Raw genomic sequence first — 13,471 nt, 5'->3', positions numbered from 1 at the left:
TCCATGCCGTTTGGCTGCGCGCGCCATCGGGCAAGGCTGCTGGGAACTTCCATGCACGCATTACTGCGTTTTAAGCCATTTCAAGTGTCCGTCGATGCACCAAACTAGCGCGCAAAACGCCCTTTCCGTCTGGGCCGGACCGTTCCTGCGGCGGCACGTGGCTTGCTTGATACGGTCCATCCAGCCACCACGCCCTGTGTTTCAGCCTATCTCTTCAATATGAAAACTTTCCATTGCGGCCGTTGCCAGCATCACGTTTTTTTCGAGAACGTGAAATGCGAATCCTGCGCGGCGTTGCTGGGCTTCGTGCCTGAATTGTCCGAAGTTTGCGCGTTCGAGCCGGCCGGCGATACGACTGGTATTCCGCTATGGCGTGCGCTGAATCCATCGGCTAATGGCGCGTTGTTTCGGCAGTGCAATAACTACGCGCTGGAGAATGTCTGCAACTGGATGATCCCGGCCGACTCGCCGGATGTGCTGTGCCCGGCGTGCAGCCTGACGCAGACCATCCCCAATCTCACGCAGCCAAACAACCGGGTCTACTGGTACAAACTGGAGACGGCCAAGCGGCGCTTGCTGTTTGCGCTCTCGGCACTCGGGCTGAACACCGACTCACGGCGGACCAATCCCGAAACCGGTTTGCAGTTCGAATTTCTCGAAGACGGCAACATGGGGGCGAAGGTTCTGACCGGTCACGACAACGGCCTCATTACGATGAACATAGCCGAAGCCGACGACGCGTTGCGTGAACGCATGCGCGCCGATATGCACGAGCCGTACCGGACCCTGCTCGGGCATTTCCGGCATGAGATAGGCCACTACTATTTTGATCGGCTCGTGGCGAATACGCAGTGGGAAGAGCCGTTCCGCGAGATGTTCGGCGACGAACGGGCCGACTACGCCCAATCACTGCAAGCGCATTACGACAATGGACCGCCCGCCGACTGGGACCAGTCCTATGTGAGCGCCTACGCCACCACGCATCCGTGGGAAGACTGGGCTGAGACGTGGGCTCATTACCTGCATATCGTCGATACAGTGGACACCGCCGCGGCCTGTGGATTCAAGCTCGATCCGAAGTCCGACAACGAACCGTCGCTCACTGAAATCGAGCCGGTCGAGAACACCAGCTTCAATACGCTGATGGAGCAATGGTTTCCATTGATGTATGCATTGAACAGCTTGAACCGAAGTCTCGGCCTCGCCGATGCGTACCCGTTCACGCTCTCGCCGAAGGTCGTCGCCAAGCTGCGTTTCGTCCATAAGGTGATTGCGAATGCAGGCGCTCAGCAACAGGCAAAGCCTGAGGTGCAGCAGGAAATCAAGCAAGACCCGCAGGACCAGCCGGCGGCCGCAGCCGGTTAATCATGGTTTGATCAGGAGTTCGATGTATTTTAACTTTATGGTTTTGACTCCGGCCGTTCACGCCTCAACCCAAGCGCTCCAATCTAAAAAAGGTCAGTCCGATGAAGCTCCGCGTTGGTTACGAACTGGTCTACGAATGCGTGCAGCCGACACCGATGCTGCTCATGCTGAACATGCACGCGTCGCGCGCGCAGAGCATCCTTGTGCCGGACATCCTGAGGGTCAACCCGCCAGTGCCCTACTCGCAGTATCACGACTCATTTGGCAATCTGTGCAGCCGGCTGGTGGCGCCGCCAGGGTGGCTCACGCTGTCGACCGAGGGATTGATCGATGTGCCGCCGTATCCGGAGTTGGTTGAGCCGAACGGTTATCAGCATGCCGTTGAAGAACTGCCCGACGAGTGCATGCAGTTCCTTCTCGGCAGCCGCTACTGCGAGACCGATCTGCTCTCCGATGCCGCCTGGCAGATGTTCGGCCACACCCCGCTTGGACGTGCGCGGGTGCAGGCTATTTGCGACTATGTTCATCGGCACATACGCTTCGATTACAACTGCGCGCGTCCGACCAAGACGGCGTTCGAAGCGTATCGGGAAGGAGTAGGCGTGTGCCGGGACTTTGCGCATCTGGCGGTCGCGTTATGCCGCGCGATGAATATTCCGGCCCGCTACTGCACGGGGTATATCAGCGATATAGGTCTGCCGCCGCCCTACGCACCCATGGATTTTTGCGCGTGGATCGAGGTGTACCTGGGCAACACGTGGCAGACATTCGATCCGCGTAACAACGCGCCGCGCACCGGACGCGTGTTGATGGCCCGAGGCCGTGATGCCGCAGATGTCGCCTTGAGCAACACGTTCGGATCGACGACACTCGTCAGGTTCAACGTGGTCTGCGAGCCTCAGTAATCTGCGCGGCGTTTCGCACAGTACATTGTGTGCGACCCTGCATTTCAGTGCATGGGTCCGCTAAGTGCCGACATGGCCGCCGCTATCACTTCGCAAACAGCGAAGCCATGTTCGCAAACGCCTTGATTTCGAGCGCGTTGCCCGACGGGTCCAGGAAGAACATGGTCGCCTGCTCCCCGACTTCGCCCTTGAAGCGCACATGCGGCTCGATGATGAATTCCACGCCTGCCGCCGTGAGTTTGTCCGATGTCGCTTGCCACTGATCCATCGGCAGCACTACGCCGAAGTGCCGGACCGGGACTGCATCGCCGTCTACCTTGCTCGTCTTCCGATGACCAATTTCGTCCGGCGCAAGATGGGCGACGATCTGATGCCCGTAGAAATTAAAGTCCACCCAGTCGGCGGAGCTACGGCCTTCCGGGCAGCCGAGCAGGTCGCCATAAAACCCGCGAGCGGCCGCAATGTCATGGACCGGAAAGGCGAGATGAAAAGGGGAAATCGCAGCAGGGGTGTCGCTCATGGGAGGCTCGGATATCGGTTGAACGGAATGTGGTTGACTACGCGCACAGGGTTTGTCCCGGACGTCGCGCCAGGGAAACACAGTTTAGGATCAACCAGAATAGTTGAATAGCGATAGTTTTTTTAGCTCAGCATCAATAAAATTGATTAATCAAAACCTGCGAAAGCACCACTCAAGCGGTCGATAAAATCATGATGCGAGAGCTAAAAACCTTCCTGGCGGTAGTGCGTTTCGGGACGTTCGCGAGCGCCGGAGCGCATATCGGGCTGACGCAATCGGCTGTCAGCGCACAGATCCAGCGGCTGGAGGAAGACCTGGGTTTTCCGTTGTTCGACCGGACCGGGCGCTCGGCCACGCTCAATGCCGCGGGCAAGCAGACGGTCGAGTCCGCCGAGGAATTGTTGTCGGTCTACGCCCGCCTGGCGGCGCGCGGCGGCACGGCGGAACAGTCCGGTTTGCTGCGGGTTGGGGCCATTGCTTCGGCGCAGGCGTCGTTTCTGGTTAGCGCCATCGACCTGTTCCGGCAGACGTCTCCCGGCTGGCGAATCCGCATGATTCCCGGCGTGTCGCTCAACTTGCTTGCGCAGGTGGACTCCGGCGAGATCGACGTCGCGGTAATCATCAAACCGCCTTTCGCGTTGCCGTCCGAACTGCACTGGCGCACCCTGCTCACTGAAAGTTTCGTCCTGCTGGTCCCGCGCGAACTGGCGGATCAGCCGTGGCGCGCGCTGCTCAAGTCCGAGCCTTTCATTCGATACGACCGAAGCTCGTTTGGAGGCCGTCTCGTCGACCGCTTTCTCAGAAGAATTCGCGTCACGGTGCAGGACGTGGTCGAGTTGGACGAACTGCAGGGAATCGTCGGGCTCGTGGCGCATGGGGTGGGCGTTGCGCTGATCCCGCAATCGTCCGCGCTGCATATGCCCAAAACCGTGCGCGCGTTGTCGCTGGGCGACGAGACCTTCACGCGTGAAATCGGCCTCGTCCAGCGGCAGACGAGAAACGAGCAGACCGTCACCGTGCAATTCGCCGGGTCGGTCTGTGCAGTCCTGCCGCGATGAGAGTCCGAGCCTGAGCCACAAAAACGCTGCCTTGATTTATTGAACGAGAGGTCATAATATCCACGCATGACAAAAAATTCCTCTCTGCCGCAACCTGCCGATCGCTCGCAAGAACGTGGACGCCCGCGTGAGTTCGACCTCGACGAAGTCGTCGAATCTGCTGGCCGCGTGTTCTGGGAAGGCGGTTATCACGCGACCTCGGTGGGCACCTTATGCGATGCAACGGGCCTGCTGCGAGGCAGCTTGTACGGCGCATTCGGCGACAAGCACGGCTTGTTGATCGCTGCGTTCGAACGTTATGCCGACGGTGCGGTTGCCCGCCTCAAAGAGCGGCTGGCCGCCGATCTGCCGCCGCGTGAATGCCTGCGCGAAGCGCTGCTTCATTACACCCGGCTCAGCGCCGACCTGGCCGGACGCCATGGCTGTTTCATCACCAATGCAGCACTTGAACTGCTTCCGGCAGACGACGTATTGCGGCCTTATATTGAAACCACGCTCCAGCGCATTGGTGCTCAACTCACCGCCGCCGTGGTGCGCGGCCAGCAAGCGGGAGACTTCAGCGCCGATCTCGACGAAAACGCTGCCGGTACTTATCTGTTGTGCATCGTGCAAGGCATGCGGGTGCTGGGCAAGGTCGAAACAAGTGAAAAGAAGCTGGCCGGCATTGTCGATATGACCTTGCGCGCGCTGCTCTAAAAATTTTTCCCTAATTTTTGAACGATAGGTCATGAATAAACTAATCGAGCATCAGGCGGCTATCGCGGTTAGCCCGGCCGCCGTGCAAAGCGAATCCGTTGTTGCTGTGCGCCCCGGATACATGACAGGTGTGTTGCTCTGCGTGTGCGCGACAGTCCTGATGGGCATCATGTTTCCCGTCATGACAAGCGCACTTCGCTACGTCGATCCATTCACGTTCACGTCGCTGCGTTACATGATCGCCGGCAGCGCGTTTCTCGTTCTGTTGCGCGTAAAAGAAGGCCCGAGCGCATTCCGGTTCAAGGGCGAACCTATTGCGCTCGCGTGGTTGCTGGGTTCAATCGGCTTTTGTGGATTCGGTTCTTTTGTTTTTCTCGGACAGCAACTCGCCGGAAGCGACGGCGCACTCACTGCATCTATCATGATGGCAACCCAGCCGATGATGGGCTTGATCGTGAATTCGATCGCGCGCAAGATCCTGCCGCCGCTGTATTCGTTCCTGTTTATCCTGATGTCGTTTGCCGGGGTGGCGCTGGTCGTGACAAAAGGCGAAATTGCGGTGCTCCTGAGCGAGCCTCAGCACTACTCGGCGAACGCGTTGATCGTGGTGGGTGCGCTGTGCTGGGTGATCTATACGTTCAGTGCGTCGGCCTTCAAAACATGGTCCGCGCTCAAATACACGACCATGACCACGCTGCTGGGCCTGACTACGATTATCGGGCTGAACGGGCTGTTATACGTGCTTCACGTCGTGCCGGTGCCGACCACGGCAATGCTGATCGATATTGTCCCGCACCTGCTTTATATGGGACCCGTCGCGGGTTTTATCGCCATCCTGTTCTGGAACATGGGCAACAGGATTCTTACCCCGCTCAATGGCGTGTTGTTCATGGATGTACTGCCCGTGACAACATTCGTGGTGTCGGCGATGAGCGGATTAATCCCGACTCACCTGCAGATTGCGGGCGCTTGCATGACGGGCGCGGCGCTGATTCTCAACAACCTTTACTTACGCGGCCGCACGCGTCGCTTGGCTGCGGGTTCGTAAAGCCGGGCCGGTATCGACACTCGGATTACGCCAGCGCACGTCGTCAGGTAATCTCGAACGGCGCTCGCGGTGTTGCATCTCCATCCACATTCGCTATTGCCCAGACGACCGCAAAGTTCGTCGCGGCATTATGCGAAGCGAAGCGGCCCAGCGTGCCATGCGAGCGTTGATTTCCATGCTCGTCCCGGATGATCACGAATGAATCGAAGGCGCCTTTGACGGGGGCGACCATGGGTCGGATGGTTGATCCTCGGTATTGCATTTCCATATTCATCCCTCTCTCATTAGGTTGATGCGATGGAAGCTGGAGTAACAATCAGGAATTTTTTTAGTTATCGATGTATCTATGCGCAACGCCTGCGAATCACCAAGCCAAGGCATAAAACCAAAGCCCGGCAATTGACGCTTGTGTGCGACGGCCCTTTCAATCCTTCAAGCGTTCAACTCAACTTACGGCACAGCTCATTGCCCAATTCTCTGCGTCACGATCAAATTGGCGTGTTCACGCATTCGAGTATTCGCTGCACGGTCGCGTGCTGGGTTGGCGTCAACTCCGAACCACGCGCCAGATCAACGACACGCTTGCGCCAATACGCCTGGCCCAGTACCGAAATACCGCCATCGTCGTTCCAGCGCGGAACGAGCCGCTCCAGATGCGCGATCTCTTGCTCGACCAATAATGGATGTCGGGGGGCTGCTTGGAAGGTCTGGTCAAAGCTCACGGCTCGCGCTCCAGTAGCAAAGTAGCCGACATTACCGTGACTTCGCCGCTGGCGAATCCTCAATTCTGAGGATTTACGCCAGGCAATAACGTCTATTGATTGTGTTGAGGAAAAAACGATAAACGAGAACGGACAATCGCACCGGGCCAGTGCAATAAGAGTCCGTTACTGGGCTAAGGGGAGTATTGCAAACGAACGTGATTCTGTTGAAGCGCTTATTTGACCTTCATTCAACGGTCTTCGCACTTCCATTCAGGCAGCGCGTGGCTTGGCGCAGCGCTAAGCGAAGATTATTTCAAAATACAGGACATTGATAAAAAATACTGTCGCCCGCGCGCCCTACTGCTGCCGGTTTGTCTGAACGGCGCGAATCAGTTTGGAGCGGCTTCCAACACCGAGCTTATGGAAAGAGCGGTCAATATGCGTACGGACCGTCGTATAAGAAATGCCCAGACGGAATGCAATTTCCTTGTCGAGCAACCCTTCCACCACGAGGCCGACTACATCGCGCTCGCGCGCCGTCAGGTTCTTCAGCACGTCCTCTGAAATCAGCTTGGCTTGCGGTCCAGACGCCTCTGTCATGCCGGCTGCGGTGCGTGCTCGCGCAAGTGCAGCGGTAAAAGCGGGGCGTATGAATTCAGCCATGGCAAGGTCGTGATCGGAGAAATCTTCCCGATGTTTACCGCGCCAGATACGCAAGTCGCCAATATTCTCATCGCCGGTCCACGCATACACATTCATGCCCCAGTGCAAACCGTCACGACGCAGAAAGTCGTTGAACAGCTCAGTCCGCATTAATTCGCCTTGCGGAATCACATTCGTCACACGAACGGCAGCCCGGAAATTCTGCAGCCGGGGGGTCACAGTATCGCGATACTGGTAGTACTTCTCGTACTCGGACAGATTGTCTTCCGACATGTTGAACGAGACCCGGTTGACGAATTCCTTCTTCGTCTCGTCCCAGACATATGACCCGAGATGATCCGCGCGCAGCAAGCTGAGCATGCGAACACCCACTTCCTGCCGCATTAACTGCTCAGGAAGCGAATCGGCAAGCACGGCGAAGATATCGGAAACCAGGCCGGTTTCTCGGCTCGTCAAATACATATCACGGACATGCTGGTAGGTCCCGGTTCAATGGCTCGCAGACGTTTTCTCCACGCGCAAGCCTCCATATTTTTTTTGATCTAGCCCCGCAGACTACACGCACGATATTTCCGATTCAAGTCTCTTCTATCCGTGCCGTTAAATAGTTCGCCGTCATTTCAACTGACGGGCCAATTGTTTGAAGGCATGACGAGGCGGCAGAGAACCAGATCAGGCCGCCGGCATGGGATTCCGGCTTATATCAACGCGAAAGTACTTCCACCAAACGTCTATTAAATATCGACTAAACGTCTATCAACGTCTATTAAACGGGGAAACGCATGGCCATCATTCCGAATCTACGCCGCCGCAAGCCGATTATTGCAGCCGGCGAAACTACTCCAGCCGCTCAACCCACTTTCGGTTATATCGATACCCTGTTCGACTATGGCGCTTTGCTGGCAGCCGCGCCAGATTCGCTGGGCAAACTGCTGGGGGCCGGCAATCCGACGATCGCGATTATTGGCGCGGGTATCAGCGGCCTCGTGTCGGCGTATGAACTTCTGCGTGCCGGTGCATCGAACGTCGTGTTGTATGAAGCGTCCGGGCGCACTGGCGGGCGCGCTTACAGTATTCCCTTTACGAACCAGGCGCCGGCATTCCTGGCCGAGCTCGGCGCCATGCGTTTCCCTCCCAGCGAATACAGCCTGTTCCATTACCTCGATCGATTCGGCATCCAGGCAAACTCGAATTTCCCCGATCCTGGCGAAGTGCTGACCAATCTCGGCTATCAAGGACAGACCTACACGTGGCCGGCCCAAGGCAATCCGCCCGATATGTTCGCGACCGTCCATGCCGGCTGGAGCGCGTTCATCAGCGACGGCTTCACGCCCTCCTCCGGACCGGCCTTGCTCGCACCAGTCGCCATCACCGAACTGTTGCGCAACGGCCAGTTAGGGGCGGCACGAAACGCGTGGCAGGCATATATCGACATGTTCGGTAACCAGAGCTTCTATAGCGCGCTGCAAACCCTTTTTAGCGGCGCGAATCCTCCCGGCGGCAAGCCATGGCGCAATCCGGACGACTACGAGCTCTTTGGCGCGCTTGGCGTTGGATCGGGCGGACTCGGGCCGATGTACCCGGTCGCCTTTTTGGAAATCGTCCGCCTGATGGTCGATGAACTCGAAACCGATCAGTTGTTCATTCCGGCTGGCATTGAATCGCTGGCAGACGCATTTGGCGCGCAAGCATTCGGAGGTCACTCGATTGCGCAGCGTGTCGTGAACACGCCGGTGTCACGCGTGACCCGTAATAGCGAGGGCGTGATGCTCACGCTGGCGGACGGCTCGGTCCAGTTCGCTGACCGCGTGATCGTGACGGCCAGCACGCGCGCGATGCAGATCGACATGGCATTGACCGCGCCCGCGTCGGCGCTCTCGGCGCAGCAGTGCTCAGCGGTGAATGATGTGCACCTGACCAGCTCGTCGAAAGTGTTTGTGATGACGCAGCGAAAATTCTGGCTCGATGAAAACCTGCCCGCGAATATCCAGACCGATACGCTGGTACGGGGCGTGTATTGCCTCGATTACGCGCCGGCCGACCCCAATGCGCCGGGCGTCGTGCTGCTCAGTTATGCGTGGGAAGACGACGCGATCAAGCAGCTTGCGCTCGGAAACAATCAGCAGCGCGTGCAGCGTCTTGTGGCTGATCTGGCACAGACCAATGCCGCGTTTGCGCAGCATGTCGTGCCGATCAATAACGACTATGAGACCTTTGTAAAGACCGTGGACTGGGATCTGGAGCAAGGGTATTACGGCGCGTTCAAGCTGAATTTTGCCGGTGGCGATGCCCAGAGCCAGCAGTTGTTCTTCCAGTTCCAGGACTGCTTGCAACCCGCGACGGACCCGTTCATCTATCTCGCTGGAGACAGTTGCTCGTTTACCGGCGGATGGGTGGAAGGCGCGCTGCAAACGGGGATAAATGCGGTGTGCGCGGTGATCCGCAGCTTGGGCGGCAGCGTGGTGCCGAACAATCCGCTGGACAACATGTCGCCTCCGTATGACTACAGCGGTGCGTCGACTAGCGAGAATCGCAAGGCCGACGGCGGGCATTAAGACCCGCAGACGGGGACTTAACTAAGCGACGAGCCAAAAAAAGACCCGCACAAGGCGGGTCTTAGTCTCTCAGTTTCGTATGGCGAAACGCGCGGGCATTCTATGGCACGTTCGCTTGACCATCGGAGTTCGGTGTAGACGTGAAGCCCCCGGCTCTTGACGACAACTTAACTGATTAACGTGCACTGCGCGTCCTCATTTCTGAGGACAAGAAATGAGGACTAGCGCCAAAACCGGCGGTTTGAGAACCGCTGGTTTCAGTTTTAACTCAGCTAGACCGTGCTCAAGCCTCTTCTTTCAACGACGCCATGTCGATCACAAAGCGGTATTTCACATCGCTTTTAACCATGCGCTCATAGGCCTTGTCGATCTCGTCCATGCGGATCATCTCGATGTCCGACGTGATGCCGTGTTTGCCGCAAAAATCGAGCATTTCCTGTGTTTCTGCAATGCCGCCAATCAGCGAACCAGCCAGCTGACGACGCTTGAAAATCAGGTTGCCGACAGACGGCGACGGATGCGCATGCTCCGGCACGCCGACCAGCGTCATCGTTCCATCACGCTTCAGCAGTGCGGTGAACTGATCTAGGTCATGCGAGGCAGCAACGGTGTTGAGGATGAAATCGAACGAGTTGACGTGTTTAGCCATCTGCTCAGGATCCTTCGAGATCACGACCTCATGCGCGCCCAGACGCTTCGCGTCCTCGATCTTGCTAGCCGATGTGGTGAACAACACCACGTGCGCGCCGAATGCAGCCGCGAGCTTCACGCCCATATGACCGAGCCCGCCCAGGCCGACGATACCAACCTTCTGCCCAGCCTGGACATTCCAGTGACGCAGCGGCGAGTAGGTGGTGATCCCCGCGCACAACAACGGCGCCACGGCGGCGAGTTCAAGGTTCTCGGGGACACGCAGCGTGAAGGCTTCGTCCACGACGATCGACTTCGAATAACCGCCGTAGGTCACGCCACCCGTGTGCTTGTCGGGCGCATTGTAGGTGCCGACAAAACCGCTGCCTTCGCAATATTGCTCGAGGCCTTCCTGGCACGACGGGCATGTCCGGCACGAATCGACCATGCAGCCGACACCCGCCAGCGCACCGACCTTGAACTTCGTGACTTCAGAGCCAACCTCGGTCACCCGGCCGACAATTTCGTGTCCCGGCACGTTCGGGTACACCGTACCCGCCCATTCGCCGCGCGCGGTGTGCAGGTCCGAATGACACACGCCGCAATACAGGATCTCGATGCGGACATCGTGCGGACCGGTATCCCGGCGATCGAAGGCGAAGGGAGCAAACGGCTCTTTGGCGGAATGCGCGGCATAGCCATAGGTCTTGTACATGGTGTGGTCCTTGAGATAGTTCGTTGATTCGAGGTGCGTGCTTTGATACAGGGGGCGCTGTCCGTGCGATTCTGCTGCCCCGCGTCACAACAACTGAACGACAGGCAACAAGCTTGATAAAAGGCGTTCTGGACTTGACGACATCTGAAACTGCGCCAAGGCTCGATCGGACTTGTATCGGGACTTGTATCGATACTGCCCGGCTGTGCGATGCACAATGACTGACGCGAATGACGTGGCCGCTACAGGGTTTCGTTTCCAAACCTGGATCTGCGGTCGACGCCCGGGAGATTCGAGCGCCCCTTCGCAGGACAGTATGCGAATTGTGGACCATCCACTCAATGGAAATATTGCGATTTCACAATTCCAATTGGTGGAATGTGGAGTTGCAGCAATTTTGCGTTTGATATCAGGGCGTTATTCGAAGAAACGAGACGCGCCTTGCGAGACTGTTTCGATCGGCCCCGTCCCTCGATCATCGTACTCTTTGCGCTAGCCGGTTGACGCGAGGTTTTTTACGATCGCACGGTAGCACCAAATTCGATATCGAAACTTGAAGATCTAAACAGACCAATTTTTCTAATCCGGCAAGAGTGAGCTGATGGCAATAACACTTCGTCATCCTACTCGTTTCGGAGTATTTCTTCACGAATCAGTTCGCCAGTGTGGCGATCGTGTGTTCCTGGAGAAATTGCTGAACACGCATTGCCGTTTCGAACTCGGTCTCCGAATGAAAGTTCGTTGCAAGCCAGCCATCCACGCACACTGATCCTCATACGAATCATCGTGCCGATGGTGAACGCACGACCAACGCAACGCCCCCAAGCGGTCTTGTCAAGATTTTTGCCGGCGTGCCGTAATTGTGAATAACAAGGCAAAAACGTCCTGTGCAACGACGAGGAGAAGGAAATGACAGACTTGTACTGGCCGATGGTTGCGGTATATCTGGCGATGCTGATGGGCGCGGTGCTGCTGCTGAGCGCACTGTCAATGGGTGGGACGAGACTGCCGCTCCCGAACACTTTATCGACGAACGAGTAGGGTTCACATTGCTGAAATGTCTCACGATCACCGTTAACGACGGGCGACTCAAATAGGTCTTCTGTCCAGCGTTTCCGCTCAATCGACATGCTGCCGCCTCTCTCGGCCGACCAAGAGCACACGAAAAACCAGTCAGTCGCAATTGTGAAAACCGGGCTGCCGCTCTCGTGTACGATGGCTTCATATCGAGCCGGGGCAAACCGGGCGTTACACGCAACGCATTGCCCCGAGCACGATGCAATAGCCCGCGCGCTTGAGCCGGAGTCGCGCGGCGCTCCGCTGTTAGCCGCCACTGGGTGGGAATTTCCATGCCGCGTTCCGACTGGACCCGTGAAGCAATTCGCAAGATTGAAGCAGACTTCAACCGCTCCGCCGATACCCACCTGATTCCGCTCGACCTGCCGGGTTATCCGGACATCCGTTTCTATTTCAAGGACGAATCCAGTCATCCGACCGGCAGCCTGAAACATCGTCTGGCGCGCTCCCTGTTTCTTTATGCGCTTTGCAATGGCTGGCTGCGCGAGCACAGCACGATTGTTGAAGCGTCGAGCGGTTCAACCGCGATTTCCGAAGCGTATTTCGCACGGTTGCTCGGCTTGCCGTTTGTCGCGGTGATTCCTGCGGGCACTTCCCGGATGAAAATCGAGGCGATCGAGTTCTACGGCGGGCGCTGCCATCTGGTGGCGAATCCCGCCGACATTTATGCGGAATCGCATCGGCTCGCGGCGGAAACCGGCGGTCATTTCATGGACCAGTTCACGTACGCCGAACGTGCGACCGACTGGCGGGCCAATAACAATATCGCCGAGTCGATCTTCAAGCAGATGGACGACGAGGAATACCCGGTGCCAGCGTGGCTCGTGTCCAGCGGCGGCACCGGCGGCACGACGGCCACGCTGGGCCGCTACGTCGCGTACCGGCGGCATCTCACGCGCATTCTTTGCGTCGACCCCGAAAATTCGGTATTTTTCGATTACTTCAAAAGCACGTTGGCGGGCACGCCCGACAGCAGCCTGACACTCGATGTCGGATCGAAGATCGAAGGGATCGGCCGTCCGCGCGTTGAGCGCTCCTTCATTCCGACATGTATCGATGCCATGCTCAAGGTGCCCGACGCGTTGTCCTTTGCTGCAATGCGCTATCTGGCCGGGCGCTTCGGGCGTCGCGTTGGCGGCTCGACCGGGACCAATTTCGTCGGTGTGCTGTATCTGGCCGAACGCATGAAGCAGGCGGGCAAACAGGGTTCCATCGTCAGCCTGCTGTGCGACAGCGGTGAACGTTATAGCAACACCTATTACGACGATGCCTGGTACCAGGCGCAGGGAATTTCCGTCGCGCCGCCCGATGCACTGATTGCTCGCGCGGTAGCCGGCGAAGCGGTGCTGACCCAGCCAGACATTGCCGGGATGGAAGCTGCGGGAATGGGAATTTAACGCACGGTCCGCTTGAGATCTTGCGTGCGCATGACGAACATGGAAAAGACCCGTATGAGCTTGCGTATCAACGTTTTGCTTTCGTAGTCGCGTCCGTATCGCCTATGCGCGAGCGATGACCCACGACGTTTCCAGCAC

The 13,471-nt window shown here is 57.7% G+C and carries 13 protein-coding genes; 8 read left to right on the top strand and 5 right to left on the bottom strand.

The window, feature by feature from the left end; translation table 11 throughout:
- The first annotated feature begins 219 nt into the window (after window positions 1-219).
- Together ACMX25_RS23625 and ACMX25_RS23620 are read left to right on the top strand one after the other, a co-directional pair.
- A complete protein-coding gene (locus ACMX25_RS23625; protein WP_414952476.1) occupies window positions 220-1,365 on the top strand; it encodes a zinc-binding metallopeptidase family protein in 1,146 nt (381 codons plus the stop codon).
- Between the two features lie 101 nt (window positions 1,366-1,466).
- Window positions 1,467-2,270 carry a transglutaminase-like domain-containing protein gene (locus ACMX25_RS23620; RefSeq protein WP_414952475.1) on the top strand — a complete coding sequence of 268 codons (804 nt, stop codon included), beginning with the start codon at window positions 1,467-1,469 and terminating at the stop codon, window positions 2,268-2,270.
- An 85-nt stretch (window positions 2,271-2,355) separates the two neighbouring features.
- On the opposite strand, the gene ACMX25_RS23615 is transcribed toward ACMX25_RS23620, so the two are convergent.
- Complete coding sequence (locus tag ACMX25_RS23615; RefSeq protein ID WP_414952474.1) at window positions 2,356-2,790, bottom strand: VOC family protein; 435 nt, start codon at window positions 2,788-2,790, stop codon at window positions 2,356-2,358.
- Between the two features lie 191 nt (window positions 2,791-2,981).
- Here ACMX25_RS23615 and ACMX25_RS23610 point away from each other — a divergent pair, with 191 nt between their 5' ends.
- The 3 genes from ACMX25_RS23610 (at window position 2,982) to ACMX25_RS23600 (ending at window position 5,592) form a co-directional block, all read left to right on the top strand.
- Entirely contained in the window at window positions 2,982-3,848 is an 867-nt protein-coding gene (locus ACMX25_RS23610) for a LysR family transcriptional regulator (RefSeq protein ID WP_414952473.1), read from the top strand.
- Window positions 3,849-3,914: 66 nt separating this feature from the next.
- A complete protein-coding gene (locus tag ACMX25_RS23605) occupies window positions 3,915-4,544 on the top strand; it encodes a TetR/AcrR family transcriptional regulator (protein ID WP_414952472.1) in 630 nt (209 codons plus the stop codon).
- A gap of 31 nt (window positions 4,545-4,575) precedes the next feature.
- Window positions 4,576-5,592, top strand: a complete 1,017-nt coding sequence (locus ACMX25_RS23600; RefSeq protein ID WP_414952471.1) for a DMT family transporter — start codon at window positions 4,576-4,578, stop codon at window positions 5,590-5,592.
- A gap of 43 nt (window positions 5,593-5,635) precedes the next feature.
- Here the strand turns inward: ACMX25_RS23600 and ACMX25_RS23595 are convergent, their stop codons facing one another.
- From ACMX25_RS23595 to ACMX25_RS23585, 3 genes are all read right to left on the bottom strand, one after another.
- Complete coding sequence (locus ACMX25_RS23595; protein WP_414952470.1) at window positions 5,636-5,866, bottom strand: hypothetical protein; 231 nt, start codon at window positions 5,864-5,866, stop codon at window positions 5,636-5,638.
- A gap of 214 nt (window positions 5,867-6,080) precedes the next feature.
- Complete coding sequence (locus ACMX25_RS23590) at window positions 6,081-6,314, bottom strand: hypothetical protein (protein ID WP_414952469.1); 234 nt, start codon at window positions 6,312-6,314, stop codon at window positions 6,081-6,083.
- Between the two features lie 339 nt (window positions 6,315-6,653).
- Entirely contained in the window at window positions 6,654-7,421 is a 768-nt protein-coding gene (locus ACMX25_RS23585; protein WP_414952468.1) for a response regulator transcription factor, read from the bottom strand.
- A 320-nt stretch (window positions 7,422-7,741) separates the two neighbouring features.
- Between ACMX25_RS23585 and ACMX25_RS23580 the strand changes: the two genes are divergently transcribed.
- Window positions 7,742-9,514, top strand: coding sequence for an NAD(P)/FAD-dependent oxidoreductase (locus tag ACMX25_RS23580; protein WP_414952467.1), 1,773 nt, complete (start codon window positions 7,742-7,744; stop codon window positions 9,512-9,514).
- Between the two features lie 283 nt (window positions 9,515-9,797).
- Here the strand turns inward: ACMX25_RS23580 and ACMX25_RS23575 are convergent, their stop codons facing one another.
- Window positions 9,798-10,859, bottom strand: a complete 1,062-nt coding sequence (locus tag ACMX25_RS23575) for an NAD(P)-dependent alcohol dehydrogenase (RefSeq protein WP_414952466.1) — start codon at window positions 10,857-10,859, stop codon at window positions 9,798-9,800.
- A gap of 909 nt (window positions 10,860-11,768) precedes the next feature.
- Between ACMX25_RS23575 and ACMX25_RS23570 the strand changes: the two genes are divergently transcribed.
- Both ACMX25_RS23570 and ACMX25_RS23565 read left to right on the top strand, forming a co-directional pair.
- Window positions 11,769-11,900, top strand: a complete 132-nt coding sequence (locus tag ACMX25_RS23570; protein ID WP_414952465.1) for a hypothetical protein — start codon at window positions 11,769-11,771, stop codon at window positions 11,898-11,900.
- A gap of 308 nt (window positions 11,901-12,208) precedes the next feature.
- The gene (locus ACMX25_RS23565; RefSeq protein WP_414952464.1) at window positions 12,209-13,333 is read left to right on the top strand and encodes a PLP-dependent cysteine synthase family protein; all 1,125 of its coding nucleotides are present in this window, start codon (window positions 12,209-12,211) and stop codon (window positions 13,331-13,333) included.
- Window positions 13,334-13,471: the final 138 nt, after the last annotated feature.

The organism is Caballeronia eucalypticola, from assembly GCF_047608185.1.
GTDB lineage: Bacteria > Pseudomonadota > Gammaproteobacteria > Burkholderiales > Burkholderiaceae > Caballeronia.
This window is presented reverse-complemented; position numbering and strand designations above follow the sequence as displayed.

Bases quoted from the DNA above. Each gene is read 5' to 3' on its own strand.
- ACMX25_RS23625 (WP_414952476.1), top strand. From the start codon at position 220: ATGAAAACTTTCCATTGCGGCCGTTGCCAGCATCACGTTTTTTTCGAG.
- ACMX25_RS23620 (WP_414952475.1), top strand. From the start codon at position 1,467: ATGAAGCTCCGCGTTGGTTACGAACTGGTCTACGAATGCGTGCAGCCG.
- ACMX25_RS23615 (WP_414952474.1), bottom strand. From the start codon at position 2,790: ATGAGCGACACCCCTGCTGCGATTTCCCCTTTTCATCTCGCCTTTCCG.
- ACMX25_RS23610 (WP_414952473.1), top strand. From the start codon at position 2,982: ATGATGCGAGAGCTAAAAACCTTCCTGGCGGTAGTGCGTTTCGGGACG.
- ACMX25_RS23605 (WP_414952472.1), top strand. From the start codon at position 3,915: ATGACAAAAAATTCCTCTCTGCCGCAACCTGCCGATCGCTCGCAAGAA.
- ACMX25_RS23600 (WP_414952471.1), top strand. From the start codon at position 4,576: ATGAATAAACTAATCGAGCATCAGGCGGCTATCGCGGTTAGCCCGGCC.
- ACMX25_RS23595 (WP_414952470.1), bottom strand. From the start codon at position 5,866: ATGAATATGGAAATGCAATACCGAGGATCAACCATCCGACCCATGGTC.
- ACMX25_RS23585 (WP_414952468.1), bottom strand. From the start codon at position 7,421: ATGTATTTGACGAGCCGAGAAACCGGCCTGGTTTCCGATATCTTCGCC.
- ACMX25_RS23580 (WP_414952467.1), top strand. From the start codon at position 7,742: ATGGCCATCATTCCGAATCTACGCCGCCGCAAGCCGATTATTGCAGCC.
- ACMX25_RS23575 (WP_414952466.1), bottom strand. From the start codon at position 10,859: ATGTACAAGACCTATGGCTATGCCGCGCATTCCGCCAAAGAGCCGTTT.
- ACMX25_RS23570 (WP_414952465.1), top strand. From the start codon at position 11,769: ATGACAGACTTGTACTGGCCGATGGTTGCGGTATATCTGGCGATGCTG.
- ACMX25_RS23565 (WP_414952464.1), top strand. From the start codon at position 12,209: ATGCCGCGTTCCGACTGGACCCGTGAAGCAATTCGCAAGATTGAAGCA.